21 protein-coding genes and 1 pseudogene are annotated in these 26,382 nt (G+C 72.6%); 11 read left to right on the plus strand and 11 right to left on the minus strand.

The genetic code is table 11. The annotated features are described in order from the left end of the window. Positions 1 to 22 precede the first annotated feature (22 nt). Entirely contained in the window at positions 23 to 331 is a 309-nt protein-coding gene (locus ACFPIJ_RS05265) for a WhiB family transcriptional regulator (RefSeq protein WP_380113465.1), read from the plus strand. A 31-nt stretch (positions 332 to 362) separates the two neighbouring features. On the opposite strand, the gene bagB is transcribed toward ACFPIJ_RS05265, so the two are convergent. From bagB to ACFPIJ_RS05280, 3 genes are read right to left on the minus strand one after another with little or no spacing between them, the layout of a single operon-like run. After that, the gene (gene bagB / locus ACFPIJ_RS05270) at positions 363 to 1,484 is read right to left on the minus strand and encodes an ArsA family ATPase (RefSeq protein WP_380113466.1); all 1,122 of its coding nucleotides are present in this window, start codon (positions 1,482 to 1,484) and stop codon (positions 363 to 365) included. Positions 1,485 to 1,512: 28 nt separating this feature from the next. Then, on the minus strand, positions 1,513 to 2,490 hold the full coding sequence (bagA, locus tag ACFPIJ_RS05275; RefSeq protein WP_380113467.1) for an ATPase BagA: 978 nt from the start codon (positions 2,488 to 2,490) through the stop codon (positions 1,513 to 1,515). A 29-nt stretch (positions 2,491 to 2,519) separates the two neighbouring features. Continuing rightward, positions 2,520 to 3,524 (minus strand): Rv0361 family membrane protein, encoded by a 1,005-nt coding sequence (locus ACFPIJ_RS05280; protein WP_380113468.1) that lies wholly within the window; start codon positions 3,522 to 3,524, stop codon positions 2,520 to 2,522. Positions 3,525 to 3,669: 145 nt separating this feature from the next. Here ACFPIJ_RS05280 and ACFPIJ_RS05285 point away from each other — a divergent pair, with 145 nt between their 5' ends. The 5 genes from ACFPIJ_RS05285 to ACFPIJ_RS05305 all read left to right on the plus strand — a co-directional run bounded on the left by ACFPIJ_RS05285 (position 3,670) and on the right by ACFPIJ_RS05305 (position 10,361). After that, a complete protein-coding gene (locus tag ACFPIJ_RS05285; RefSeq protein ID WP_380113469.1) occupies positions 3,670 to 3,828 on the plus strand; it encodes a DUF4177 domain-containing protein in 159 nt (52 codons plus the stop codon). A 1-nt stretch (position 3,829) separates the two neighbouring features. Further along, the gene (locus ACFPIJ_RS05290) at positions 3,830 to 4,291 is read left to right on the plus strand and encodes a RidA family protein (RefSeq protein ID WP_380113470.1); all 462 of its coding nucleotides are present in this window, start codon (positions 3,830 to 3,832) and stop codon (positions 4,289 to 4,291) included. An 86-nt stretch (positions 4,292 to 4,377) separates the two neighbouring features. Continuing rightward, positions 4,378 to 5,163 (plus strand): MBL fold metallo-hydrolase, encoded by a 786-nt coding sequence (locus ACFPIJ_RS05295; RefSeq protein WP_380113471.1) that lies wholly within the window; start codon positions 4,378 to 4,380, stop codon positions 5,161 to 5,163. Continuing rightward, positions 5,160 to 8,726 carry an adenylate/guanylate cyclase domain-containing protein gene (locus tag ACFPIJ_RS05300; protein WP_380113472.1) on the plus strand — a complete coding sequence of 1,189 codons (3,567 nt, stop codon included), beginning with the start codon at positions 5,160 to 5,162 and terminating at the stop codon, positions 8,724 to 8,726. Before ACFPIJ_RS05295 ends, ACFPIJ_RS05300 begins: the two co-directional genes overlap by 4 nt. A gap of 36 nt (positions 8,727 to 8,762) precedes the next feature. Continuing rightward, a complete protein-coding gene (locus tag ACFPIJ_RS05305) occupies positions 8,763 to 10,361 on the plus strand; it encodes a serine/threonine-protein kinase (protein WP_380113473.1) in 1,599 nt (532 codons plus the stop codon). Here the strand turns inward: ACFPIJ_RS05305 and ACFPIJ_RS05310 are convergent. From ACFPIJ_RS05310 to ACFPIJ_RS05345, 8 genes and pseudogenes are all read right to left on the minus strand, one after another. Continuing rightward, positions 10,315 to 11,475: an acyl-CoA dehydrogenase family protein gene (locus ACFPIJ_RS05310; RefSeq protein ID WP_380113475.1), complete on the minus strand. Its 1,161-nt coding sequence runs from the start codon at positions 11,473 to 11,475 to the stop codon at positions 10,315 to 10,317. The two genes, ACFPIJ_RS05305 and ACFPIJ_RS05310, sit on opposite strands and share 47 nt — an antisense overlap. 23 nt (positions 11,476 to 11,498) lie before the next feature. After that, positions 11,499 to 13,520 (minus strand): ATP-binding protein, encoded by a 2,022-nt coding sequence (locus ACFPIJ_RS05315; RefSeq protein WP_380113476.1) that lies wholly within the window; start codon positions 13,518 to 13,520, stop codon positions 11,499 to 11,501. A 14-nt stretch (positions 13,521 to 13,534) separates the two neighbouring features. Further along, positions 13,535 to 15,115 carry an acyl-CoA carboxylase subunit beta gene (locus tag ACFPIJ_RS05320; RefSeq protein WP_380113477.1) on the minus strand — a complete coding sequence of 527 codons (1,581 nt, stop codon included), beginning with the start codon at positions 15,113 to 15,115 and terminating at the stop codon, positions 13,535 to 13,537. A 4-nt stretch (positions 15,116 to 15,119) separates the two neighbouring features. After that, positions 15,120 to 16,220 (minus strand): acyl-CoA dehydrogenase family protein, encoded by a 1,101-nt coding sequence (locus ACFPIJ_RS05325; protein ID WP_380113478.1) that lies wholly within the window; start codon positions 16,218 to 16,220, stop codon positions 15,120 to 15,122. 173 nt (positions 16,221 to 16,393) lie between these two features. Beyond that, positions 16,394 to 17,928 (minus strand): annotated as a pseudogene (locus ACFPIJ_RS05330) (acyclic terpene utilization AtuA family protein); the annotation flags it as partial. Continuing rightward, complete coding sequence (locus ACFPIJ_RS05335; protein WP_380113479.1) at positions 17,925 to 18,734, minus strand: TIGR03084 family metal-binding protein; 810 nt, start codon at positions 18,732 to 18,734, stop codon at positions 17,925 to 17,927. The pseudogene ACFPIJ_RS05330 and the gene ACFPIJ_RS05335, both read right to left, overlap by 4 nt. A gap of 1 nt (position 18,735) precedes the next feature. After that, entirely contained in the window at positions 18,736 to 19,329 is a 594-nt protein-coding gene (locus ACFPIJ_RS05340) for a TetR/AcrR family transcriptional regulator (protein ID WP_380113480.1), read from the minus strand. A gap of 111 nt (positions 19,330 to 19,440) precedes the next feature. Next, positions 19,441 to 20,118 (minus strand): Crp/Fnr family transcriptional regulator, encoded by a 678-nt coding sequence (locus tag ACFPIJ_RS05345; RefSeq protein WP_033363643.1) that lies wholly within the window; start codon positions 20,116 to 20,118, stop codon positions 19,441 to 19,443. A 1,822-nt stretch (positions 20,119 to 21,940) separates the two neighbouring features. Between ACFPIJ_RS05345 and ACFPIJ_RS05350 the strand changes: the two genes are divergently transcribed. The 5 genes from ACFPIJ_RS05350 (at position 21,941) to ACFPIJ_RS05370 (ending at position 26,378) form a co-directional block, all read left to right on the plus strand. Then, on the plus strand, positions 21,941 to 23,137 hold the full coding sequence (locus tag ACFPIJ_RS05350; protein WP_380113653.1) for a CapA family protein: 1,197 nt from the start codon (positions 21,941 to 21,943) through the stop codon (positions 23,135 to 23,137). Positions 23,138 to 23,244: 107 nt separating this feature from the next. Further along, on the plus strand, positions 23,245 to 23,928 hold the full coding sequence (gene nth / locus ACFPIJ_RS05355) for an endonuclease III (RefSeq protein WP_380113654.1): 684 nt from the start codon (positions 23,245 to 23,247) through the stop codon (positions 23,926 to 23,928). Beyond that, entirely contained in the window at positions 23,925 to 24,539 is a 615-nt protein-coding gene (locus ACFPIJ_RS05360; RefSeq protein ID WP_380113481.1) for a TlpA family protein disulfide reductase, read from the plus strand. Before nth ends, ACFPIJ_RS05360 begins: the two co-directional genes overlap by 4 nt. After that, the gene (locus ACFPIJ_RS05365) at positions 24,536 to 25,189 is read left to right on the plus strand and encodes an NUDIX hydrolase (protein WP_380113483.1); all 654 of its coding nucleotides are present in this window, start codon (positions 24,536 to 24,538) and stop codon (positions 25,187 to 25,189) included. Before ACFPIJ_RS05360 ends, ACFPIJ_RS05365 begins: the two co-directional genes overlap by 4 nt. Positions 25,190 to 25,193: 4 nt before the next feature. After that, entirely contained in the window at positions 25,194 to 26,378 is a 1,185-nt protein-coding gene (locus ACFPIJ_RS05370; RefSeq protein ID WP_380113485.1) for a MarP family serine protease, read from the plus strand. Positions 26,379 to 26,382 lie beyond the last annotated feature (4 nt).

Consider the following 26,382-nt stretch of genomic DNA (forward strand, 5'->3'; position numbering starts at 1 on the left):
GTCCAAGGGGGGAAGAGGAAATATGAGCATGGTCGTCGACTGGCCCAGCATCGCCGCGTGTCGCAATGGCGACCCGGACGCTTTGTTCGTCCAGGGTGCCGAGCAGAACGTGGCGAAGCGGATCTGCCGGAGCTGCCCCGTGCGGTACGAATGCCTGGCGGACGCCCTCGACAACCGGATCGAGTTCGGAGTCTGGGGCGGCATGACCGAGCGCGAGCGCCGTGCGTTGCTGCGCCGTCACCCGCAGGTGCCCAGCTGGCGCAAGATGTTCGAAGCCGCCATGGAACGTAATGACAAGGACGCCACCAAGGAACTCGTTCCGACCGGCTGAGGCACCGGCGGCACGAGGGCCAAGGACAACTTTAGAAGCTGGTTCCGATCGAGCGCAGCCCGTCGAGGTCATGGACGTCGGCGGGCTGTGCCGGGATCTTCACCACCGGCACACCGGGATGGGCGCGCAGGAACCGGCCGGAGACTGCCGCCTGCCGGTCCCGCTGGTCGGCGAGTTCGGCATGGACCCGGAGCACCTCCGCGGTCGCCGGGTGACCGCCCAGCTCGTCGAGGCGACCGGCCGCGGCCCGGGCGTCGTCGGCCGTCAGGCCCGCCGCCGGCACGGCCACGACCCGGTTGAGCACCAGCCCCGCCAGGGGCATCCGGTCGGCGGCGAGCCGGCCGGCGAAGTAGACCGCCTCGCGGACCGCGTCCGGCTCCGGGGCCGCCACCACCAGGAACGCCGTCTCCGGGGCCTGCAGCACCCGGTAGGTCTGCTCGGCCCGCTCCCGGAAGCCGCCGAACATGGAGTCCAGGGCGCCGACGAAACCCGACAGGTCGGTCAGCAGCTGTGCCCCGAGGATCTTCGTGACGGTGCGGCTGAACAGCCCGAACGAGGCCGACACCAGGTTGAACACGCTGCGCCCGCCGGCCCTGGCCGGGGCCAGCAGCAGCCGCAGCATCTTGCCGTCGAGGAAGCGCGACAGCCGGGCCGGCGCGTCCAGGAAGTCCAGCGCGGAGCGGGACGGCGGCGTGTCGACCACGATCAGGTCCCACTCCTCGCGGGCCCGCAGCTGGCCGAGCTTCTCCATCGCCATGTATTCCTGCGTGCCGGAGAACGTCGAGCTCATGGCCTGGTAGAAGGGGTTGGTGAAGATCTCCTCGGCCCGCTTCGGGTCGGTGTGCTCGAGCACGACCTCGTCGAAGGTCCGCTTCATGTCCAGCATCATCGCCTGGAGCTCGGCGGAGTCCGGCTGCAGTCCCTTGACCATCCGGGGCGTGTTGTCCAGCTCGGTCAGGCCCAGGGCCTGCGCCAGCCGGCGGGCCGGATCGATGGTGAGCACGACCGTGCGCCGGCCGTGCCGCTCGGCGGCGCGCACCGCGAGGGCCGCCGCGGTCGTGGTCTTGCCGACCCCACCGGAGCCGCAGCAGACGACGATGCGGATCGCCGGGTCGGCGAGGATCGCGTCGACGTCAAGCTTGGGAGTCCCCACCTAGCGAGCGTATCCGCTCGGTGCTCGCTCAAGCCGAGGTGAGCAACAGATCACCGAGCGACTCCAGCGACCGGGTGGTGACGCCGCCCGGCAGGACCGGCAGCTCCACCACCGGCCGGCCGAGACCCTGCAGGTCGGCCCGCAGCGATGCCTCCGCGGCGACCCTGGTCTGGTATGCCTTCGCCTCGCCGGCCAGGCCGGCGAGGGTCTCCTTGTCGGCGGCGACCCCCGCCGCGGTCAGGCCGCGGCGCAGGTCCGCCTGGGTCACCTTGGCGCCGGCCAGCATCGGCGGCCGGGTCGCGTTGACGATCACCGTCCCGATCGGGATGCCCAGCCTGGTGAGCTCGTCGATCGCGTCCGCGGTCTCCTGGACCGGCATTTCCTCCAGGAGGGTGACCACGTGCACCGCGGTCATCGGCGAGCGCAGGATCGCCGCCACGCCCTCGCTCTGCGTCTTGATCGGGCCGACCTTCGCCAGGCGGGCGGTCTCGGCCGTGACGTTGAGGAACCGGCCGATCCGGCCGGTCGGCGGCGCGTCGAGCACGACCGCGTCGTAGACCCGGCGGCCGTCGACGGTGCGCGTCACCGCCTCCTTGATCTTGCCGGTCAGCAGCACGTCGCGCAGTCCCGGCGCGACCGTCGTGGCGAAGTCGACCGCGCCGACCTTGCGCAGCGCCCGGCCGGCCACGCCGAGGCGGTAGAACATCTCCAGGTATTCCAGCAGCGCCTCTTCGGCGTCGACGGCGAGCGCGCGGACCTCGCCGCCGCCGCTCGCCGCCGCGATCCGCAGCTCCTGGTAGGGCAGCGGGTCACGGTCGAACAGCTGCGCGATGCCCTGGCGGGCCTCGACCTCGATGAGCAGCGTGCGCCGGCCGTCGCGGGCCAGCGCCAGCGCGAGGGCCCCGGCGACCGTGGTCTTGCCGGTGCCGCCCTTGCCCGTGACCACATGAAGACGGGCGGGCCAGCCGTAGCCGGTCCGCCCGTCCTGAGACTCGCGCGTTGTCACTCCTCGACGCTACAGGGCGCCGTCCATGACTACGCGGCAGTGATCTCGCACACCCACCAGCCGTTGTCCTTCGTCGCGAGGAACTTGTACTTCGTCTCCGCGACCTTCTCGTCACTCGTGGCGACCTTGATCTGCACGAGGAACGTCGCCGAGGAGGTGTCCTTCTTCTCCTCCGCCGGCGCCGGCCAGGTATAGGTGGGGCTGCTCAGGCCGGCGTCGTACTTCTTGATCTCCTCGACCCGGGCCGCGAGCTTGTCCTTGTTCCGCGAGCTGGCGCACACGTACTTGAGCGCCTCGGTGGTGTTCTTGTCCTTGTAGACGGCCTTGAGGAAGCCGTTGACCGCGTCGAGCGCGGTCGTCTGCCCCTTGCCCTGGTTGTTCTGGGTGACGAAATACGCGGCCGCGCCGCCGCCACCGCACAGGACCAGCACCACCGCCAGCACGATCAGCGTGATCATCAGACCGCGCTTCTTCGGCGGCTGCGGCTGCTGGTAGCCGGGCTGGTAGCCGGCCGCATACGGGTCGGCCGGGAACCCGGTGGTGGGCTGACCCGGGAAACCACTCGTCGGCTGAGCCGGGAAGCCGGTGGTCGGCTGGCCGGGGAACCCGCTGGTCGGCTGGCCCGGGAAGCCGCTGGTCGGCTGCTGCTGCAGCGGACCCGTCGGGAACTGCCCGGTCGGCTGCGGCCCGGTCGGGAACGCGCCGGTCGGCGGGTACTGCTGCGGGTAGCCTTGCTGCGGGTACTGGTTGGGGTCGGGCTGCCCGTACTGCGGCTGCTGCCCGTACTGCGTCGGGTCGGGCTGCTGCTGGGGGTACCCCGCCTGCTGCGGGAACGGCGGCTGGACCGGCACCGCATACGGCTGGCCGGACGTCGGCGGGGCCGAGGTGGGCGGCGCGAACGGGTCCTGCACCGCCGGCGCGGGCGGCCAGCCCTGCCCCGGAGGTGCCTGTGGTGGCTGTCCCGGCGCGGCGTAAGGGTCACCCGGCTGGCCCTGATATTCGGGCTGCCCTGGGTACTGGGGCGGTTGTGTCATGTCTCCACCTCGTGTGCGACGGCCGGTCCGCCGGCGGTCCGGCTCCCGGGACCCGTGCGGCGCGGCCCTTAGGGTAGCCGCAGCACGCACGCATTGGGGGACCCGATTCGGTCGGTGTGCACCAGGCGACCGATAGGCTCGCGTCATGCAGAAATGGGAGTACCTGACCGCGCCGCTGCTGGTCCACAACACCAAGATGATCCTGGACAACTTCGGTGACGACGGCTGGGAGCTGGTGGCGATCGTGCCCGGCCTCAACCCGGAGAATCTCGTCGCCTACTTCAAGCGGCCGAAGGCCGGCTGACATGGGTAGTGAGGTGTTCGCCCGGCTGGAGGAGCTCGGGCTGACGATCCCCCCGGTCGTGCCGCCGGTGGCCGCCTACGTGCCGGCCCTGCGGACCGGTAACTACGTGTATGTCTCCGGCCAGCTGCCGATGATCGACGGCAAGCTGCCCGCCGCGGGCCTGGTCGGCGAGGACGTCACCGCGGAGCAGGCCAAGGACCTCGCCCGGCAGGCCGGGCTCAACGCCCTCGGGGCCGTGCACGCCCTGGTCGGCCTGGACAAGGTCGTGCAGGTGGTCAAGATCGTCGGGTTCGTCGCTTCGGCGCCGGGCTTCACCGGCCAGCCGGGCGTCGTCAACGGCGCCAGCGAGCTCTTCGGTGAGGTCTTCGGCGAGGCCGGCAAGCACGCCCGCAGCGCCGTCGGCGTCTCCGTCCTGCCGCTGAACACCCCCGTCGAGGTCGAGGCGATCTTCGAGGTCGCCTGACGCGGTCGCCCGGCCGGCGCACAGGACGCGGTCCCTGGCCGGTCGGGTGACGTGTCGAGCGAAGCGGCCCGCCGTACGATCACTTCGTGGTAAGCCACGTCACCGCCCCGACCGCCGAGGTCCTCACGTCGTTGCCCGACTGGGTGACGCTGGTCCGCGCGCCCAACCCGGGCCCGATGACGCTCGACGGCACCAACACCTGGCTCCTGCGGGCGCCGGGTGGCGGCTGTGTGGTCGTCGACCCGGGCCCGCTGGACGAAGGCCACCTGCGGGCGGTCGCCGGGCACGCCCCGATCGCGGCGATCATCCTCACGCACGGCCACGAGGACCACACCGAAGGTGTGCCCCGGCTCGCCGAGCTCACGGGCGCGCCGGTGCACCAGCCACCCGTACACGCGACGCTCGACGTGGACGGAGTGCTGATCGAACCGGTCATCACGCCCGGTCACACCGCCGACTCCGTATGTTTCGCCGCCCGGCACGGCGACCAGCGGCTGGTCCTGACCGGCGACACCATCCTCGGTCGCGGCACCACGATCGTCGCCTGGCCCGACGGCGACCTCGGCGACTACCTGCACAGCCTGGACCGGCTCGCCGGCTTCGAGGGCGTGCCCGCCCTGCCCGGTCACGGCCCGGCGCTCACGGACACCGCCGTGGCCGCCCGCTTCTACCGCCAGCACCGCGTGGCGCGGCTGCAACAGGTCCGCGAGGCCCTGGCCGCGGGCGCCGAAGAGCCCGCCGAGGTGGTCGCCCGGGTCTACGCCGACGTCGACCGGAGCCTGTGGCCCGCCGCCGAGTGGTCGGTGCGCGCGCAACTTGCCTACCTGAGGCGGGAATCACAACCACCCCACTTAGGGTTGGACGCAACGTGACGTGTTCGGTGTGTGGGACCGTGGCCGTTCCCGGTGCGCGGTTCTGCCACCATTGCGGCTCGGCGCTGCCGGCCGCCGCCACCCTCCCGGCCGCCGAGCGGCGGATCGTGACGGTGCTCTTCGGCGACCTGTCCGACTTCACCGCCTGGTCGGAGGACCTCGATCCCGAGCGGGTCGGTGCCGTCACCGACCGGGTGCTCGCCGCGCTCGCCGGCGCGGTCAAGACCTTCGGTGGTCACGTCGACAAGCTCACCGGCGACGGCATCATGGCCGTCTTCGGCGCCCCGGTCGCGCACGAGGACGACGCCGAGCGGGCCGTCCGCGCGGCGCTGTCCATGCAGCGGGCGGTGCGCCGGGTGCTCGACGACGAGCGCGGCGGCGGCGCCCCCCTCGGGCTGCGCATCGGGCTCAACACCGGCACGGTCGTCGCGGGCGTCCAGGCCGGCATCGAATACACGGTCATCGGCGACACCGTGAACACCGCCGCCCGCCTCGCCGACGCCGCCGCGATCGGCGCCATCTACGCGGGTGACCGCACCTCCGCCACCACCCGGCGACTTGCCTCCTGGCGCGCGCTGCGGCCGCTGCGCCTCAAGGGCAAGCGGGAGCCGGTCGAGGCGTTCGAACTGCTCGGCCTCCTCGACGCCCCCGGCACCCGCTCCGGCCTCGGCGACGAGGCCCCGTTCGTCGGCCGCGAGGCGGAGCTGGCCCGCGTCTCCGGCCGGCTCGCCGAGATCGCCGACCGGCAGGAGACCCGGGTCCTGGTCTTCACCGGTGAGGCCGGGCTGGGCAAGTCCCGGCTGGCCGGCGAGATCGAGCGCTTCGCCGCCGGCTACCTCGGCAGCGCCGGCTACACGCCCAGCGCCGGGTTCGCCTCCGGCGGCGGCGCCCGGGTGCTCTCGGTGCACTGCGCCGCGTTCGGCGAACGCCGCCGGCTGGCCCCCCTCGCCGACCTGGTCCGGGCCGCGATCGGCCTGCCGCCGGACGCCACCAACCTCACCCGTGAGGCGGTCGAGGAGCGGCTGCGCCGGCTGGCCCAGCGGCTGGCCCGCGCCGCCCGCGGCCGGCCCGAGCCGCCCCGCTTCGCCACCGACCTGCTGCTGAGCCTGATCGGCTACTCCGGCTCGTTCGCCGAGGCGTCCTGGGTCGCGCCGGGTGCCAAGGCCGACGAGCTCGACCTGCACGCCGTGCCCAACGCGGTCGCGGAGCTGCTGTCCGGCATGGCCGCCGAGACGCCCCTGGTCGTCATCGTCGACGACCTGCACGACGCCACTGCCGAGACCGTCGACGCGCTGGGCGCCGCCATCGAGCGGATCACCGGCCCGGTCCTCATCGTGCTGCTCGGCCGGCCCGAGCTGGTCCGCTCGGCGGGTGTCCTCACCCGCGTCCCCGACGCCGAGCTGGTGCCGATCCCGCCGCTGCGCGGCGCCGACGCGGCCCGGCTGCTCACCGCGTATCTCGGCGGCGGGCGGCTCGCCGCGCCCGACGAGGACCGGCTCCTCGCCACGGCCCAGGGCAACCCGTTCTACCTGGCCGAGCTGGTCACGCTGCTGCAGGAGCGGGGCGCGCTGAGCACCGTGCCCGGCAGCGACCCGACCGGCTGGCGGCTCACCCCGGGGTCCCTCGGCGGCCGGCTGCTGTCCCGCGACCTGGCCGCTGTCCTCGCCGCCCGCATCGACGCGCTGCCCGCCGACACCAGGGCCGTGCTGCGCGACGCGGCCGTCATCGGCGACACCGTGCCCGGCCGGGCCCTCGAGGCGCTGCGGTTCAACCCGCCCGGGCAGCCGGCCCGGCCGGCCGTCGTCGCCGCGGTCGAGCTCGAACGCGCCGTCGAGGAGCTGCTCCAGCGGCGCATGCTGCGGCGCGCCAGGGGCGGGTTCGCGTTCGCCACGCCGCTGCTGCGGGAGGCCGCGTATGCCGGCATCGGCAAGGCCGACCTCGCCGAACGGCACGCGGCGCTGTCCCGCTGGGCGGCCGCGGCGATGGCCGCCCACCTGAGCGCCGGCAACGTGGCCGGCACCGTCACCGGCATCAACATGACCGCCGGCGCCGCCGACGCGTTCATCGCCGAGCACGCCGAGCGGGCCTCGCGGCTTGCCGACGTCGTCGGGTTGCGCCCCGACTCCCTGGCCCGCTCCGCCGCGCCGCTCGGCGTGCAGGCGCTCGGCCGGGCCGCCCGGGAAGCCCTCGCGACCGGCGAGCCCGCCCAGGCCGCGCAGGCCGCCGACCGGGCCGCGGTGCTCGGCGGCGGCGTCGTGCCGCCCGCCGACCGGCTCGTCCACGCGCGGGCGCTGCTGCAACTCGGCCAGGTGCCGGAGGCCCTCGCCAACGCCGAGAAGGTGACGGCCAACGCGCCCGACGACCCGGCGGTGCGGGTCGGCGCGCTCCTCGTCGCCGGCCGCGCCTACCGCGCCACCGGTGACCAGCGCCGCAGCTACCAGATCCTGAATGACGCCCTCGACGCGGCGACCGAGTCCCGTCTCACCTACGAGCGCGGCGACGCGATGCGCCGGCTCGGCATGGCCGACTTCCTCGAAGGGCGCCTCGCCGAGGCCGGCGGGCGCTTCGCCGAGTCCTTCCAGATCGCGGTCAGCGCCGGGGACCGGCGGGCGCAGGCGTGGTCGTTGCAGCACCTGGCCTGGGTCACCACGACCCGAGGTGACTTCGCCGGCGCCGACGCGGCCCTCGGCCGGGCCGCCCGCCGCTTCGCCGAGCTCGGCGACCCTGTCGGCCGGGCCTGGCTGCGCGGCACCACCGCCTTCGTGCGCCTGCTCGCCGGGCGTCTCGGCGAGGCCCGGCGCCTCGCCAAGGCGTTCCTGCCGTTCGGTGAGCGGGTCGGCGACGCGTGGGCGGTCGGCACGCTGCGCGCGGTCGAGGCGTTCGCGGCCGCGGAGAGCGGCGACCTGGCCGACGCGGACCGGGAGGCGCGCCGGGCCTACCGGGACTTCGCCGCCGCCGGTGACGACTGGGGGCGCGGGCTGGCGCTCGTGGTCCGCGGGGTGGTCGCGCGGGAGCTGGCCGAGCCCGCACACGCCTACGACCTGCTCACCGACGCCACCGAATACGGCGAGAAGACCGGCCACCCGCTGCTGATCGGCATGTCGCGGACCATGCGCGGGTTCGTCAGCCTGGACCGCGGCGACGCCGTGGCGGCCGAGGACGACGCCCGCGCGGTGCTCCAGGTCGTGGAGACCCACGACGTCCTGGAGGCGGCGAAGGTCGCGCCGCGGGTCCTGTTCGGCCTGGCCCGCCAGGCGCAGGGGGACCTGGCGGCGGCCCTGGAGGTGCTCGGCTGCGTGGCGGCGGAGCGACCGGGTCCGTCGGTGATGTTCTCCCGCCGGCACGCGGTCGCGGCCTACGCCGGCGCGCTGCTCGCCGCCGGCCGGCAGGTCGAGGCACTCGACTGGGCCCGGCAGGCGCAGACCCTCGCCGGGGAGGACGTCCGCAGCCGGGTCTACGCGGCGCGGGTTCTCGCCGAGGCGCTCGAGGCCAACGGCCAGTGCGACGAGGCCGCGGTCGTCACCGCGGCACTGACGACGGCGGGCGTTGTGGCCGATGCGTGACGGCGAATATCCGGTGGCTGTCGTACCGTTCTAGCCGTGACCGCAGCCGCCCCCTTGCCGACGGTGCCCGGGATGACCGGGTTGTCCGTCTTTGCGCGTGGCGGGTACGCGACCGTCTACCGGGCCACCCAGGAATCGGTCGGCCGCGAGGTCGCGGTCAAGGTGGAGAACCGCACCCTGGAGACCGACCGGGACCGCCGCCGCTTCCTGCGCGAGGCCCGCGCCGCCGGGCGGATGTCCAGCCACCCGCACGTGGTCGACCTGTTCGACGCCGGCGTGACCGAGCTCGGCCACCCGTACCTGATCATGGAGCTCTGCGACGGGTCCTACGCGGAGCGCATGAAGGACACGCCGCTCACCGCGGCCGAGGCCCGCGACGTCGGCTTCAAGATCGCCGACGCGCTCGCCGACGCCCACGCGCTCGGGGTGCTGCACCGCGACGTGAAGCCGGCCAACATCCTGTTCAGCCGGTTCGGTGAGCCGGCCCTCGCCGACTTCGGCCTGGCCATCCTCGCCGAATGGCGGGACGAGTCCATGACGCTCGACACGCTCACCCCGGCCTACGCGCCGCCCGAGACGTTCCGGCAGTCACCGCCGGCGGCCGCCGCGGACGTGTATGCGTTGTGCGCCACGTTGTATGCGCTCATGCGGGGCCGCCCGCCGCGCTGGCGGGACGACCAGGCGCCGAGCCTGCTGTCGCTGGTCGACATGTTCAATGAGCGGATCCCCGACCTGCCCGGCTGCCCCGAGAACCTGATGGCGGTCCTGCGGGCCGGCATGGCCAACGAGGAGGCCGACCGGCCGAGCGCGATCGAGCTCCGCGACCTGCTGATCGGCCTGCGGCTGGAGCCGCCGCCCCCGGTGGTCGCGCCGCCGCCGGTCGCGCCGGTCCCGCTCCCGAAGGCGGCACAGACTCCTCCGGTGGCGCCGGACCGCATCCTCGCCTCGCCGTTCATGGCCGGCGAGGCGTCGGCGGATCCCGAGCAGACCGTCCAGCACGCGGTGGAGGCCCCCTGGCTGGGCGGCGGCCCGCCGCCGGTCGGTCCGCCCGTCGACGGCGTGATCCTCGACACGCCGCAGCGCCCGCCCGGCGCCCGCAAGTTCATGCTCATCGTCGCCGCGGTGGTGCTGCTCGTCGTCGGGCTCGCCGGCGCCGGCATCGCGTACAACCTCAACGCCGGACCCGGCCCCGGGCCGACGAAGAGCCCGTCGACCGCGCCGACCTCCGCACAGAGCCAGGCCGCCGGCGCGGTCGCGTGCCCGCCGACCGTGACGAAGCTGGCCCGCTGCTCGCCGACGGTGGAGTGCCTCGACGCGGACAAGCAGGCGGTCCCGTGTGCCGGCGTGCACACCTGGGAGGTGTTCGCCTACGGCGACCTGGCCAAGGGCAGCCAGGTGAAGACCGGCAAGGACAGCCCGGTCGACGAGGTGTGCAGTTTCAAGACCCTGCTGCTGCTGGACCTGCGGACGGTGAACTGGAGGGTCGACGCGCTCCTGCCGGCGCTGTCCGAGCAGCAGGCCGGTCCCACCGTCTTCCGCTGCCTGGCCGGGAACCCGCCGAGCACGTTCACCGGCCAGCAGCTGCACGTCAGTAAGACTTCTCCTGCCCCATCAGGTGCTGGGCGACGAAGTTGAGGATCATCTCGCGCGAGACCGGCGCGATGCGGCCGGCCCGCGTGGCGCCGAGCAGCGTCGCCACGCCGTACTCGGTGGTCATGCCGTTGCCGCCGTGCGCCTGGATCGCGGTGTCCACGGCGAGCGCCGACGCCTCCGCCGACGCGTACTTCGCCATGTTCGCGTTGACGCCGGCCTCCAGGTCCCGGCCGGCGTCGTAGAGGGCCGCCGCCTTCGCCACCATCAGCCGGGCCAGCTCCACCTGGATGTGCGCGTGCGCCATGGGGTGCGCGACGCCCTGGTGGCTGCCGATCGGCCGGCCCCACACCGAGCGGGTCGCGGTGTAGGTCGAGGCCCGTTCCAGGGCATACCGGGCGGTCCCGCACGCCATCGCGGCGACCGTGATCCGCTCCGGGTTCAGGCCGGAGAACAGCGCCGGCAGGCCGGCCTCCGGGTCCTCGCCGATCAGGTTGGTGGCCGGGACGCGCACCTCGTCGAAGAACAGCAGGAACTGGTTCTCCGGCGACACGATCTCCATGTCCAGTTTGGACAGTGTCAGCCCGGGCGCGTCGGTCGGGACCATGAACAGCGCCGGCTTCAGCTTGCCGGTGCGCTCGTCGGCCATCCGGGCCACCACGACGACCTGCGAGCACTCGTCGACGCCGGAGATGTACACCTTGCGCCCGGTGATGACGTAGTCGTCGCCGTCCCGGCGGGCCACTGTGGACAGTTTGTGGAAGTTGGAGCCGGCGTCGGGCTCGGTGATGGCGAAGCAGACCTTCCGCGTGCCGTCGGCGAAGCCGGGCAGCCAGCGGGCCCGCTGCGCCGCCGTGCCGTGCCGGTTGACGATCGTCGCCGCGATCGCGGGCGACACGACGAGCAGCAGCAACGGCGCGCCGGCCGCGGCCAGCTCCTCGCAGACGATCGCGAGCTCGGTGATGCCGCCACCGCCGCCGCCGAACTCCTCCGGCACGCTGACGCCGAGGTAGCCGAGCCTGGCCGCCTCGTCCCACAGCTCGTCGGAGTGCTCGCCGGCCTTGGCCTTGCGCACGAAGTATTCGTGCCCGTAGCGCTTGCCGAGCTTCGCCACCGCGTCGCGGAGGTCCTGCTGTTCCGATGTGTAGTCGAAGTCCATGAGGGGTGGGCTCCAATCTGAGGCTACGCGGGGGTCAGCACCGCCAGCAGGGCTCCCGACTCGACCTGCGAGCCGGCCGTGACCCGCAGGTCGCTGATGACCCCGTCGGTGGGTGCGTGGACAGGGTGTTCGAGCTTCATGGCCTCCACGGTCAGCAGCAGCTCGCCGGCGGCGACCCGCTGACCGGGCACGACGAGGACCCGCCCGACCGCACCGGGCAGCGGCGCGATCAGGGAGCCTTCCGGCTGCTCGGCGACCGGCAGCGGGTATCGGGGCAGCTCGGTCAGGGTCACCGAGCCCTCGGAACTGTCCACGAAGGACACCGGGCCGACCTCGTGCACGGCGAACTGCAGCCGGACCCCGGCGACGTCGAGCACCACCTGGTCGCCGGTCGCGGACAGGATCTGCGCCGGCGGGTGGTCGGGCGCGCCGGCCGGATCGAGCGCGGCGCCCGGCAGGCCGATGTCCTCGGGGTCGATGCGGCGCACCGCCCAGGCCGCCAGGTCGTTGGAGCGGTCCAGCCGGTAGCCGACCTCGATCGTGCCGGTCGGGCCCTCGTACACCACCGTCTGCAGCGCACTCGGCACGTTGCGCCAGCCGGAGGGCAGCCCCGGCAGGGTCGCCGACTTGGCCCGGCGGGCGGCGCCGGACAGCGCGGCGGCCAGGCACGACAGCCGCACCGCGTCCACGGAGGACAGCAGCGGCGCGAACACCTCGGGGTGCCGGTCCAGGAAGCCGGTGTCGGTCCCGCCGGACAGGAACGCCGAGTGCCGCAGCACCCGCACCAGCAGATCCCGGTTGGTGGTGACGCCGTGGAAGCGGGCGCGGGCGAGCGCGTTGGACAGCATCCGGGCCGCCTCGGCGCGGGTCGGCGCCCAGGCGATGAGCTTCGCGAGCATCGGGTCGTAGTGCACGCCGACCACGGAGCCGTCCGCGACCCCGGAGTCCAGGCGCAGGCCCGGCGCGGGCAGCGGGCCGAACGCGTGCGCGACGCCCGGCACGTCGAAGCGGTGCAGCGTGCCCGTCGAGGGCATCCAGGCGTAGGCGGGGTCCTCGGCGTACAGGCGGACCTCGATCGCGTGCCCGCGCAACGGCGGCGGGCCGTTGAACGGCAGCGGACCGCCCTCCGCGACGACCAGCTGGAGCCGCACCAGGTCGACGCCGACCACGCACTCCGTGACCGGGTGCTCGACCTGCAGCCGGGTGTTCATCTCCAGGAAGAAGAACTCGCCCGACGGCGCGAGGAGGAACTCGACCGTGCCGGCGCCCACGTAGGACACCGCGCGGGCCGCCGCGATCGCCGCCTGGCAGAGCCGGTCCCGCAGCTGCGGGTCGACCGCCGGCGACGGCGTCTCCTCGACGATCTTCTGGTGCCGCCGCTGGATCGAGCACTCCCGCTCGCCGAGCGTCACGACGTTGCCGTGCGAGTCGGCCATGATCTGGACCTCGACGTGGCGGGCCCGCTCGACGTACCGCTCGCAGAACACCGTCCCGTCACCGAACGCCGAGGCGGCCTCGCGCCGCGCCGCCGCGACCGCCTCGGCGAGGGACTCCCGGTCCCGCACGATGCGCATGCCCCGGCCGCCACCGCCGGCGGAGGCCTTCACCAGCACCGGGAACGTGTCGACCTGCTCGGGCTCGACCGCGGTCGGCAGCATCGGCACGCCGACGTCCGCGAGCAGCGCCTTCGCCTCCAGCTTCGAGCCCATCATCGCGATCGCCTTCGGCGACGGCCCGACCCAGGTGAGCCCGGCGTCGATGACCGCCCGGGCGAAGTCGGCGTTCTCCGACAGGAACCCGTAGCCGGGGTGCACCGCGTCGGCGCCGCACTTGCGGGCGGCCGCGATGAGCAGGTCGCCGCGCAGGTAGGTGGCGGTCGGCGCGTTGCCCGGCAGGTGCACCGCGTAGTCGGCCTCGGCGACGTGCGGCGCGTCGGCGTCGGAGTCGGAGTAGACGGCGACCGTCTCGACGCCCATCGCCCGGCAGGTGGCGAACACCCGCCGGGCGATCTCGCCGCGGTTGGCGACAAGGAGCCTGCGAATCACGGCTGTTCCTTTGCTTAGAGGCGGAAGACGCCGAAGTTGGGGTGCTGTTCACCTGAGCGGACGAGCGCCAGGCACATGCCCAGCACGGTGCGGGTGTCGCGGGGGTCGATCACGCCGTCGTCGTAGAGCCGGCCGGACAGGAACAGCGCCGCCGACTCCTGCTCGACCTTGTGCTCGACCATGAACCGCATGGTGCGGTCCTGCTCCTCGTCGTAGGTGTGCCCCTTGGCCTCCGCGGCCTGCCGGGCGACGATCGACAGCACCCCGGCCAGCTGCTGCGGGCCCATCACCGCCGACTTGGCGTTCGGCCAGGTGAACAGGAACCGCGGCTCGAAGGCGCGTCCGCACATGCCGTAGTTGCCGGCGCCGTAGGACGCGCCGATGTTGACCGTCAGGTGCGGCACCGTGGAGTTCGCGACCGCGTTGATCATCAGGGCGCCGTGCTTGATGATGCCGCCCTGCTCGTATTCGCTGCCCACCATGTATCCGGTGGTGTTCTGCAGGAACAGCAGCGGGGTGCCGGCGGCGTTGGCGAGCTGGATGAACTGGGCCGCCTTCTGTGCCTCCGCGGAGAACAGCACGCCGCGGGTGTTGGCGAGCACCCCGATGCGGTGGCCGTGGATGGCGCCCCAGCCGGTGCACAGGGCCTGGCCGTAGGCGGGCTTGAACTCGTCGAACTCGCTGCTGTCCAGGACTCTGGCGAGGATCTCCCTCGGGTCGAACGGAACCCTGAGGTCGGCGCTCGGGATCCCCAGCAGGTCGTCGGCGTCGTACTTGGGCTCGGGACCGTATCCGGCTTTGACGGATCGTCCGAAGTTCCGGACACATCCGCGCGCGAGCCTGAGCGCGTCCCGCTCGTCCTCGGCGATGTGGTCCGCCAGCCCTGACTTCGAGGCGTGCATCGCCGCGCCGCCCAGGGTCTCGTCGTCCACCGTCTCGCCGGTGGCCATCTTCACCAGCGGCGGGCCGGCGAGGAACACCTTGGCCCGGTCCCGCACGAAGATCGTGTAGTCCGACATGCCGGGCACGTACGCGCCGCCGGCCGTCGCGTTGCCGAAGACCACCGCGATCGTCGGGATGCCCGCCGCCGACAGCCGGGTCAGGTCCCGGAACGCCGCCCCGCCGGGAATGAAGATCTCCGCCTGTTGCGGCAGGTCCGCGCCGCCCGACTCGACCAGGTTGATCATCGGCAGCCGGTTCTCGCGGGCGATCTGACCGGCCCGCTGGGTCTTCTTCAGCGAGAACGGGTTGACCGCGCCGCCGCGGACCGTCGGGTCGTTGGCCACGATCACGCACGGCGTGCCCTCGACGATGCCGATGCCGGTGACGACGCTCGCGCCGACCGGGTAGTCGGTGCCCCACGCGGCGACCGGGCAGATCTCCAGGAACGGCGAGTCGCGGTCGACCAGCAGCTCGATCCGCTCCCGGGGCAGCAGTTTGCCGCGGGCGTGATGGCGGGTCACGTACTTCTCGCCCCCGCCGCCGCGCGCCTGTCGCAGCGCCGAGTCCAGCTCGGTCAGCCGCTCCAGCATCGCCTCCCGGTTGTCCAGGTAGGCGGGCCCGCGCGGGTCGAGGGCGCTGTTCAGGATCGGCATGCCTCTAGACCCCCAACTGCTTCGCGATGATCTCGTTCATGATCTCCGTGGTCCCGCCGCCGATACCCATGATCCGAGCGTCCCGGTAGTGGCGCTCGACCTCGGCGTCGCGCAGATACCCGAGGCCACCGTGCAGCTGCACGGCCTGGTCGACGACGTGGTCGCAGGCCGCGACCGCCGTGTTCTTCGCCATCGCCACCTCCGTAACGAGTAGCTCGCCGCTTGCGACACGTCTCGCGGCGTGTCGCACGTAGGTCCGGGCGACGTCGACCTGCCGGGCCATCTCGGCGAGCCGGTGCCTGACCAGCTGCCGGCTGGCGAGGGGCCGGCCGAACGTGTGCCGGTCGCGGACCCAGGCGAGGGTCAGGTCGAGGCAGCGCTGCGCGGTGGCGTAGCACTGCACGGCGAGCGAGAGCCGCTCGGCGGCGAAGTGCGCCAGCAGCGTGTGGATGCCGCCCACCTCGTGGCTGCGCGGCACCCGCACGTCCACAAAGGACAGTTCGGCGGTGTCGGAACAGTGCCAGCCCATCTTCTCCAGGGTCCTGGTGACGGTGAACCCCTGGACCACCAGCAGCTTGAGGCCGTCCGCGGTGCGCACCGCGGTGGTCGCGAAGTCGGCCCGGGCGCCGCTGGTGATGAAGAGCTTCGTGCCGTTGACGATGTACTGGTCGCCGTCGGCCGTCGCGGTGGTGCGGATCCCGGCGACGTCGGATCCGCCGTCCGGCTCGGTGACGGCCAGGCAGCCGATCAGCTCGCCGCGCAGCGTCGGCCGCACGAACCGGTCGATCAGGTCCCGGTCACCGCCGGCGACGATGTGCGGCAGCGCGATGCCGTGGGTGAACAGCGCCGCGATCAGCCCCGACGAACCACCCGACTGGATGATCTCCTCGGTGACCACGATCGAGTCGATCAGGTCGCCGCCCTCGCCGCCGACCTCCTCCGGGAAGCCGATGCCGAGCAGTCCGACCTCGGCGGCCCTGCGGTGCAGGTCTCTGGGCACCGCGCCGGCCCGCTCCCAGTCGGCGAGGTGCGGCACGATCTCCCGGCGGGTGAAATTGCGCACCAGGTCCCGCAGTTCGGGCTTCGCGAAGTCGTCGGTCGTCACATCAGGTCCTGGTGCGCAGCATGGGGGGTGTGGGGTGGCGCAGCCCCCCACGAAACCGCCGGCGGAGCCGGGGGAGCTGGAAACAGGTCCTGGTGCGCAGCATGGGGGGTGTGGGGTGGCGCAGCCCCCCACGAAACCGCCGGCGGAGCCGGGGGAGCTGGAAACAGTTCGTCCGGGATGTCGACGACCCGCGAGCGCAACCATTCGCCGAGCGCCTTGCCCTGCGGGTCGAAGCGGGTGCTGGCGGCGACGCCGTCGCCGAGGATGCCGCGCACCACGAAGTTGAGGGCGCGCAGGTTGGGCAGCTCGTAGCGCTCCACGGTGGTGACTTCCGGCAGCAGGCCCTTCAGGAGGTCCTCGGTCAGCGTCTCCCGCAGCCAGGCGTAGGCCTCGTCGGTGCGGGCCCAGACGCCGATGTTCGCGTCGCCGCCCTTGTCACCCGACCGGGCGCCGAACAGTGTCCCCAGCGGCACTCTCATCGGACCTCCACCGTCGTGCCGTCCGGCAGGACCGCTACCTGCTGGACGGCGCTGCGCGGCACCAACTCTGCTTGAAAAATCCCGAAGGGCGTCGCGTCGCCGGGCGGGCTGGTCAGGGTGAGGCCGGGATAGGACGACAGGGCCAGCTCGACCGCCGCCTGCGAGAACGCCCGGCCGGCCTGTTTCTGATCGGTGCTTTTGATGTGTACGGCCAGCAGCGCGCTCGCCCGTTGCTCGTCGTCGGAGTCCGGGTGGTCGGTCCTGGCGAGGGTGAACTCCAGCTCGTGGTGCAGTCTTCTGCGCAGTTGGCGCTCGACGAGGGCGGCCTTCTCCTCGATCTGCAGTCCACACAGGACGAAGGTCATGCTGTTGCGGAAGCCGGCGAACGTCGGGGTGCCGACCTTCAGCGTGTCCGGCGGCGGGCTGCCCTTGACGCCCCGCACCTCGACCCGGTCCCTGTCGGGCTGGCTGAGCCGGATCGTGTCGAAGTGCGTGGTGACGTCCGGGCCCAGGTAGTTGGGGGCGCCGATCTCGTAGAGCAGTTGCGCGGTGACCGTGTCGACGGTGACCGCGCCGCCGGTGCCGGGGTGCTTGGTGATGACGGACGAGCCGTCCTCGTGCAGCTCGGCGATCGGGAAGCCGGGATGGTCCAGGTCGGGCAGCTCGGTGAAGAACGCGTAGTTGCCGCCGGTGGCCTGTGCGCCGCACTCCAGGATGTGCCCGGCCACGGTGGCGCCGGCGAGCGCGTCGTAGTCCTCGGGTCTCCAGCCGAAGTGGGCAATGCCGGGGCCGACGACCAGCGAGGCGTCGGTGACCCGGCCGGTGACCACGACGTCCGCGCCGGCCCGGAGGCACTCGGCGATGCCGGAGGCGCCGGTGTAGGCATTCGGGTCGCTCGCCGTGACGTGGCCGACCCGGACGCTGAGCCCCAGCCTCGCCGCGAGCGCCTCGATCGCCGTTCTGAGGCCGGCCGGGTTGAGACCGCCCGCGTTGGTGACGAGCTTCGTGCCCTTGTCGAGGGCGGTGCCGAGGGTCTGTTCGAGCTGGCGCAGGAACGTCTTCGCGTAGCCCGTGTCCGGGTCCTTCATCCGGTCCTTGGCCAGGATCAGCATGGTCAGCTCGGCGAGGTAGTCGCCGGTGAGCACGTCGAGCGGGCCGCCGTCGAGCATCTCCTGCCAGGCGGTCGCGCGGTCGCCGTAGAACCCCGAGGCGTTGCCGATGCGGATCACTGCGCTTTCGCTTTCGCCGGCTCCCGCTTGCCTCCGGGCGGCCCGGCGAACGCCTGGGCCAGGGTCGTCCACTCCCGGGCCTCGTCGCCGGTGGCCTGCAGCGCGAGGTCGGCCGGGTTCCTGCGCTGGGTGACCAGCAGGCAGAAGTCCTCGGCCGGGCCGACGACCCGGTTCGGCGCGTCCTCGGGGCCGAACGTCCACACCTTTCCATCCACAGTGGACAACTCGACGCGGAACGGTGCCTTTGGAGCGGGCCTGCCATGGCTCAGGAAGCTGTGCCCGATCGTGCGGAAGCCGAGGTTGGCCACGTGCCGCAGCCGGTCCGTGGGGCGGCGGTGCTCCTGGGCGGCGGCGCGGTCCGGGAACGTCTCGGCCACGTCCTGGCCGTGTGCCCAGGTCTCCATCATCCGGCCCGTCGCGCTGGACAGCGGCGACATCGCGGTGCCGAACCACGGCAACTTCTCGTCCTTGGGCATCTCGCTCAATGCCTCGGCCAGCGCCTCCCGGCCGACCCGCCAGCGGCGCAGCAACTCCTGCGGCGGGGCGATGTGCTCCGCCGCCGCGCGGTCCACCATCGTGTGCGGATCCTCGATCGCGCTCATCTGCCGGATGAACTCCGCCGGGTCGGTCGCGGCGAGCGTCGCCACGCCGTCCGTCCAGTGCAGGTGGGCGATCTGGTGGGCGACCGTCCAGCCCTTCGCGGGGGTCGGCTGGCTCCAGTCCTTCTCGTCGAGGACCGACACGAGCCGGTCCAGCGACTCGGACTCTGCGTTCAGGTCGTGCAGGACCTCGCGCAACGTCACCATGTCAGGTCCCCAGGATCGTCGTGAGCTGCAGCTTCCACGCCGCGAGCAGCAGGCCGCGGCGGTGGCTGTCGTCGGTGAGCAGGTTGGCCACGCCGAGGCCGCGCAGCAGGTCCAGGGTGGCCTGGACCGCCTCGCGGACGCCCGGCCGGCGCTCGTCGGCGCCGAGCACCTCGACCGTCAGGCGGTGCATCTCCCGGCCGACCCTCGCCTCCAGGGGCACGAGCGCGTCGCGCAACTCAGGGTCGGTGCGGGCGGCGACCCACACCTCGAGGGCGGCCACGAACAGCGGCCCGGTGAACGCCGCCGCGAGGATGTCGAGCACCCGGTCGAGGCGCTCGTCGCGGTCCCCGGTCAGCGCGGCGGCCTCTGTGCGGATCTCGTCGGCGCGCCGCTCGGCGAGGTGCGTGACGGCGGCGAGCACCAGGGCGGCGCGCGTGGGGTAGTGGTGCAACTGGGCGCCGCGGGAGACTCCGGCGCGCTCGGCGATGACCGTGGTGGTCGCGCCCGACCAGCCGTGCAGCACCAGGCAGTCGACGGTCGCCTCCAGCAGGCGCTGCTGGGTGGCGCGGCTGCGCTCCTGTTGCGGTGCTCTCACCCTTCCGAGAGTGCTGCCCGAAAAACAAACAGTCAAGACTGACTTTTTTGGTGGCAGACAAAAAGGCACGCGGCGGGCGTGCCTTTTTGGGGTGTCTGCGCTGCTTGGTGCTCAGACGCGGGCGCGGCGGGCCAGGCGCTCCGGGTCCATGATGATGACGCTCTTGCCGTCCAGGCGGAGCCAGCCGCGGGAGGCGAAGTCCGCGAGGGCCTTGTTGACCGTCTCGCGGGAGGCGCCGACGAGCTGCGCCATCTCCTCCTGGGTCAGGTCGTGGTTGACCCGCAGGACGCCGCCGTCACGGGTGCCGAAGCGGCCCGCCATCTGCAGCAGCGTCTTGGCCACCCGGCCGGGCACGTCGGTGAAGATCAGGTCGGCGAGGGCGTCGTTGGTGCGCCGCAGCCTCCTCGCGAGGACCCGCAGCAGCTGCTCGGCGATCTCCGGCCGGTTGGTCAGCCACGGCCGCAGGGCCTGTTTGCGCAACCGCGCCAGCCGCGTGTCGAGCACCGCCGTGGCGGTTGCGGTCCGCGGACCCGGGTCGAACAGCGACAGCTCACCGACCATGTCGCTCGGGCCCATCACGGCGATCAGGTTCTGCCGGCCATCGGCGGCCCGGCGACCAACCTTGATCTTGCCGGACAGCACGATGTACAGACTGTCGCCCGGCTCGCCCTCACTGAACACGATCTCGCCCTTGCGGACGTCGATCGTCTCCATCTCCTTGGCGAGGGATTCGGCAGCCTCGGGCTCGACACCCTGGAAAATGCCGCTGCGCGCCAGTACCTCGTCCATCGCGTCCACCTCGAATCCGTCGGCGTGTCACTCGCCATGAGCAATCACGCGAACGTCAGTTTATGCACACGGGGTCGTGTCCCGGGCGTCGGGCAGGATGGTCACGATACATGCCGACCTGCGGCGCGGTGCCTGTCTACGGTACCCGTAACGCATCGGAGCCGGACCATCACGAGGTCGCGCGGGTGCGATATGTTCGCCGCGGGGCGACTTGACCCCACAGCTGAAAGACCGGTGGGGTGGGAAGCGCATGACGGTGTACGGCGGACCGCCGAGCGACCCGTCCCGTTGGCCGGACGATCGCGATCAGCCTCCACACGATCAACCGCCCGGGCCGGGCCAGGGTTACGGGCCGGACGGCGCTGACCCTCGTGGTGCTGACCCCCGCGGTCTTGATCGGCGCGGAGACAGGGCGCCGGACCCGCGGACCGCGGCCTGGGGCGACGGGCGGGGCCAGGAGCCCGGCACGGCCGCCTGGGGCGCCGATCCCGGGGCCGCCGCGTGGGGCGGGGACGGGCGGGGCGCCGATCCCGCTACGGCCGCCTGGACCGGTGACGACCGTCGTGACGACGTCGGGCCGCCCGCCTGGAGCGGCGACACCCGGCCCGGCGATCCGCGGGGCGCCGAGCTGCGCGGTGGCGACTTCCGCGCGGGGCAGCCCTCCGGCGACATCCACGGCGGCCAGCAGGCCGACCGCGGCGGATGGGCGCCCGCCGACACCCGTGGGGCTCAGCCGCCCGGTCCGACCTTCGGGGGGTCCGCTCCGGTCCGTGGGAGCGCGTCGCCGACCGGTTCATTGTTCGACCCGGCCTCGCCGGCGCGCGGCGGTGCGGCACCCGGATACGACGGCGGGCCTCCGGCGCGGGGCTCGGCCTCGCCGCCGGCCTCGTTCGACGCCGGCCACCAGGCCCGGGGGAGCGCCTCGCCGACCGGCTCGCTGTTCGACACCGGTGGGGCGGGCGCCGGCCCGGTCCGTGGGAGCGCCAGGCCCGCCGGCGGCACCTATGGCGCCGCGGCCGTGCCCGGCCCGAATTCCGAGCCGACCGGCTCCGCCCGCGACACCGGGCCTCAGGCGACCGGCACCTTCCGGGACGCGGGCGCTCCGCCCACCGGCACGTTCCGCGACGGCCAGCCGCCCGTGACGGGGACCTTCCGGGATGGTCAGCCTTCTGCGACGGGCACGTTCCGGGATGGTCAGCCGCCCGTGACGGGGACCTTCCGCGATGGTCAGCCGCCCGCGACGGGCACGTTCCGCGACGGTCAGCCGCCCGCGACGGGGACCTTCCGGGATGGCCAGCCGCCCGCGACGGGCACGTTCCGTGACGCGCAGCCGCCCGCGACAGGGACGTTCCGGGACGGTCAGTCCTCTGCGACGGGCACCTTCCGCGATGGTCAGCCGCCCGCGACGGGCACGTTCCGGGACGGCGGCCCGGCCACCGGGACGTTCCGGGACGGCGCGACGGGGACCTTCCGCGACGGCGCCACGGGGACGTTCCGCGACGGTCAGCCCCCTGCGACGGGGACCTTCCGCGACGGTGCGCCGGCGGCGGGTGGGGCGATGTTCGGCGCCGGTGGGCCGGTCAGTGGTCCGGCGTATGGCGAGGGCCCCGCGTACGGTGACGGCCCGGGATACGGCGGCCAGCCGGCCGGTCCGTCGTTCGGCGCCGGGCAGGCCAGCGGGCCCGTCTACGGCGCGCAGACGAGCGGGCCCGTCTACAGCGCCTCGCGGGCGCCGGACCCAGGGGCGACCCGGGGGCCGGAGGACCTGTTCGCGGCGCAGGCGTATCAGCCCGAGGAGCGGGCCGGACGGCGCAAACTGCCGCTGCCCGGGGAGGCGCCGTCGCCGAAGAACGGGAGTGGGCGCCGCACGGCGATCATCCTGGGCGCGCTCGCAGCCCTCATCATCGGTGCCGGGACGGCGGGGGCGGCGACGTTCCTCAGCGGTGACGACCCGGCGCCGGCCACCAGTTCCGCGCCGGCGGCGCAGCAGGGCAGCGAGGCGCCGAAGCCAGGTGGCACCTCCGCGCCGGCCGCGGCCGGACCGGCCGAGGGCATCACGATGACCGCCACCGGTGACATCGTGATGGGTATGGCGCCCGGCGGGCTGCCGCCGAACAACGGCAAGGGGTTCTTCGACCCGGTCAAGAGCTTCCTCGCGGCGGACTTCCAGATGGGCAACCTGGAGCAGGTGCTGACCGACGACACCGGTGTCGGCAAGTGCTCCGCGGAGTCCGCGGGCAAGACGTGCTTCGCGTTCCGGACCCCGCCGGGATACGTGAGCAACCTCAAGGACGCCGGGTTCCACATGATGACCATGGCGAACAACCACGCGTACGACTTCGGCGAGGTCGGGTACAAGAACTCGCAGAAGGCGCTCGACGGCGCCGGGATCAAGTACACCGGCTGGCCCGGGATGATCTCGGTCGGCGAGGCCAAGGGCGTGAAGATCGCGGTCGTGGGGTTCGCCTCGTACAAGTGGTCCAACCTGTGCAGCGACCTCGACGCGGCGGAGACCATCATCAAGGAGGCCGCGACCAAGGCCGACCTGGTCGTCGTGCAGGTGCACCAGGGCGCCGAGGGCTCCGACAAGACGCACACCAAGCCCGGCACGGAGTTCTTCCTCGGGGAGAACCGGTGCGACACGATCGCGTTCGCGCACAAGGTCATCGACGCCGGGGCCGACCTGGTCGTCGGGCACGGGCCGCACGTGATGCGGGCGATGGAGTTCTACAAGGGCCGGCTGATCGCGTACAGCCTCGGCAACTTCGCCGGATACCGGGCGCTGAGCTACAACGGCGTCGTCGGCATCGGCGGGGTGCTCAAGGTGACGCTCGGTGGCGACGGCTCGTACAAGAGCGGCTCGCTGACGGCGACGTACATGGTTGCGCCCGGCCTGCCACAGCCCGACCCGAAGAAACAGGCGATCCCGTTCGTGTCCAACCTGACGAAGCAGGACTTCCCGACCACGGGGGCGAAGATCGCCGCCGACGGGACCATCACCGCACCGGCGGGTGGCTGATCCGTCGATCACTCCTGCCGGGCGGGCCGAGCCGCCCCGCGCGGGCGGCGACGTAAAGTCGGAGCGTGACAGAGACTGCGCTGGGGCTGAAGCGGCGTGCCCGCAGGATGGGGCGGGCACTCGCGACGATCCACCCGGACGCGCACTGCGAGCTGGATTTCAGCACCCCGCTGGAGCTCGCCGTCGCCACGATCCTGTCCGCGCAGACCACTGACGTGCGGGTCAACCAGGTGACCCCGAAGCTGTTCGCGCGCTACCCGGACGCCGCCGCCTACGCGGCCGCGGACCGGACGGAGATGCAGGACATGCTGGTGCCGCTGGGCTTCTTCCGGAACAAGACCGACTCGCTGATGAAGCTGGGCCAGGCGCTGATCGAGCGGCACGACGGCGAGGTGCCGGGCACGCTCGACCAGCTCGTCGCCCTGCCCGGGATCGGGCGCAAGACCGCCAACGTGATCCTCGGCAACGCGTTCGGGGTGCCCGGCATCACCGTCGACACCCACTTCCAGCGGCTCACTTCTCGGTGGCACTGGACCACGGAGACCGACCCGGTGAAGATCGAGCGCGCCATCGGTGCACTGATCGAGCGCCGCGACTGGACGATGCTGTCGCACCGGGTGATCTTCCACGGCCGCCGGGTCTGCCACGCCCGCAAACCGGCATGCGGTGCGTGCACGTTGCGGCGCGACTGCCCGTCCTACGGGATAGGCCCCACCGACCTGGAGACGGCGATCGGACTTTTGAAAGGCCCTCGGGTCGCGGAGCTGACGGAACTGGCCCTGGCCTCATGAGACGCGTCCTCGCCGGGTTGGTGGCCGGTGCGCTGCTCGCGCTCGCTGGGTGTACCGACGAATCCCCGAAGATCGATGACGCCGCGGCGGCACCGACCGGCCCGCCGTGCCTGCAGGCCGCCTCGCCCTCGCCGGCCCAGTCGCCGTCGGCGGGTGTCGCCGGCAAGCCGCTGCCCGCGATGGCCGTGCGGTGCTTCGACGGCGGCCGGTACGTCGATGTGGCGCAGCTCGGCAGCACCCCGACGATCCTCAACCTGTGGCGGTCCAACTGCGAGCCGTGCCGCACGGAGCTGCCCGCGCTCCAGCGGTTCGTGACCGCGGCCGGGAGCAAGGTCAGGGTCGTCGGCGTGATCGTCAAGGACTCCCGGCCCGCCGCACAGTCGGTCATCGACGACAAACAGTTGACGTTTCCGATGCTGGAGGACCGCGACCAGCAGTTCTCGATCGCGTTGAGTCAGGTCGTGGGCAAGTCCGTTGCCAATGCGCTGCCGGCGACGCTGTTCATCGCACCGGGAGGTCGCATCGTCTACACGTACCAGGGGATCGCCCTCGACGACGAGAAGATCAGGGCCCTCACGGCGGACCATCTCGGGATCGAGGTGGCGGCATGAGTGACGTTCCTGACTGGTTGGAACCGCTCCTGACCCGCCTGCGTGACACCGAGGCGGGCGACTTCACGCGCCTGCCGACCCCGGACGACGAAGGGCAGCGGCAGAGCGCGGTGCTGGTCCTGTTCGGTGAGCAGCCGGAGAGCGGCCCCGACATCCTGGTGCTCCAGCGCGCCGCGACGATGCGCAACCACGCGGGGCAGCCGGCGTTTCCCGGCGGGGCGGTCGACCCGACCGACATCGACACGATCGCGTGCGCGCTGCGGGAGGCGGAGGAGGAGGTCGGGCTCGACCCGGCCACCGTCGAGGTCGTCGCGACCCTGCCGACCCTGTGGATCCCGGTGAGTAATTTCCTGGTCACGCCGGTGGTCGCGTGGTGGCGCTCGCCGCACCCCGTCGGGCCCGCCGATCCGGCCGAGGTGGCCCGGGTCGAGCGCCTGCCGATCCGCGATCTGGTCGACCCGGCGAACCGCCTGCGGATCCGCCACCCGAGCGGATGGATCGGTCCGGCGTTTCGGATACACGACATGTTGGTGTGGGGATTCACCGCCGGCGTGGTCTCTACGCTGCTGGAACTCGGCGGATGGGCGGTCGACTGGCCGACAGACCGGGTTGAGGAACTGCCGGCACCTGGTGCCGCCACCGTAGGCTGAATGCGTGTCTGGCAGCGTGATCGATATCGTCCTTGTGCTCCTCGTGGTGATGTTCGCCGTCAACGGCTACCGCCAGGGGTTCCTCGTTGGTCTGCTGTCATTCGCTGGCTTCTTCGGCGGTGCGCTCCTAGGCCTGCAGATCGGGCCCGTCATAGCCCAGCAGTTCGACGACGACCCGATCCGGGTCGTCGTCTCGTTGGCGGCGGTCTTCGGCCTCGCGGTCGCCGGCCAGGCCCTCGCGAGCTTTGTCGGCAACCGGCTGCGCAGCGCGATCGTCAACCGCACCGCGCAGGGCGTCGACAACGCCGGCGGCGCGGTCGTCTCCGTCGTTGCGGTGCTGGTCGTGGTCTGGCTGGTCGCCGCGCCGCTGAGCCAGTCGTCGCTGCCGTGGCTGGCCAGCTCGGTGAGCAACTCGTTCATCCTCAACGGCGTCGACAAGCTCATGCCGCAGCAGGCCGACCGGCTCTCCGCCGCGCTGCGTGACACCGTCGACACGCGCGGCTTCCCCGACGTGTTCGACGGCCTGTCGCCGACCCGCGTCCGGGAGGTCGAGGCGCCGGACCCGAAGCTCGCCGGCTCCGAGCTGGTGAAGAAGTCCGAGCGGTCCGTGGTCAAGGTCCGCGGCATCGCGCAGAGCTGCTCCCGGCGCATCGAGGGCTCCGGCTTCGTGTACGCCACCGACCGCGTCATGACCAACGCCCACGTCGTCGCCGGCACGAAGTCGACCACCGTCGAGGTCAACGGTTCGCAGAAGAAGGCGATCGTCGTCGCGTACGACCCCGACCGCGACCTCGCCGTCCTCTACGTCAAGGGGCTCAACGCGCCCGTCATGCCGTTCGCGACGAAGAAGGCCGAGACGAACGCCGACGCCATCGTGATCGGGTATCCGCTGGACGGGCCGTACAACGCGCAGTCCGCCCGCATCCGCGACCACCGCGAGATCACCGGCCCCGACATCTACGAGGACGGCAAGGTCACCCGCGAGATCTACACGATCCGGGCGCTGGTCCGCAGCGGCAACTCCGGCGGCCCGCTCGTCTCGCCCGACGGCACCGTCCTCGGCGTCATCTTCGCCGCCGCCGCCGACGACCAGAACACCGGCTTCGCCATCACCGCCGACGAGGCCGCCGTCGTCGCCGAGGCCGGCAAGACCCACAACGACCCGACCGGGACCGGGAAGTGCGCCTGAGCAC

It is taken from the genome of Dactylosporangium cerinum (assembly GCF_042653625.1).
GTDB classification, from domain to species: Bacteria; Actinomycetota; Actinomycetes; order Mycobacteriales; family Micromonosporaceae; genus Dactylosporangium; species Dactylosporangium cerinum.

Bases quoted from the DNA above. Each gene is read 5' to 3' on its own strand.
- ACFPIJ_RS05290 (WP_380113470.1), top strand. From the start codon at position 3,830: ATGGGTAGTGAGGTGTTCGCCCGGCTGGAGGAGCTCGGGCTGACGATC.
- ACFPIJ_RS05280 (WP_380113468.1), bottom strand. From the start codon at position 3,524: ATGACACAACCGCCCCAGTACCCAGGGCAGCCCGAATATCAGGGCCAG.
- ACFPIJ_RS05365 (WP_380113483.1), top strand. From the start codon at position 24,536: ATGAGTGACGTTCCTGACTGGTTGGAACCGCTCCTGACCCGCCTGCGT.
- ACFPIJ_RS05310 (WP_380113475.1), bottom strand. From the start codon at position 11,475: ATGGACTTCGACTACACATCGGAACAGCAGGACCTCCGCGACGCGGTG.
- ACFPIJ_RS05265 (WP_380113465.1), top strand. From the start codon at position 23: ATGAGCATGGTCGTCGACTGGCCCAGCATCGCCGCGTGTCGCAATGGC.
- ACFPIJ_RS05285 (WP_380113469.1), top strand. From the start codon at position 3,670: ATGCAGAAATGGGAGTACCTGACCGCGCCGCTGCTGGTCCACAACACC.
- ACFPIJ_RS05360 (WP_380113481.1), top strand. From the start codon at position 23,925: ATGAGACGCGTCCTCGCCGGGTTGGTGGCCGGTGCGCTGCTCGCGCTC.
- ACFPIJ_RS05345 (WP_033363643.1), bottom strand. From the start codon at position 20,118: ATGGACGAGGTACTGGCGCGCAGCGGCATTTTCCAGGGTGTCGAGCCC.
- ACFPIJ_RS05335 (WP_380113479.1), bottom strand. From the start codon at position 18,734: ATGGTGACGTTGCGCGAGGTCCTGCACGACCTGAACGCAGAGTCCGAG.
- ACFPIJ_RS05320 (WP_380113477.1), bottom strand. From the start codon at position 15,115: ATGCCGATCCTGAACAGCGCCCTCGACCCGCGCGGGCCCGCCTACCTG.
- nth (WP_380113654.1), top strand. From the start codon at position 23,245: ATGGGGCGGGCACTCGCGACGATCCACCCGGACGCGCACTGCGAGCTG.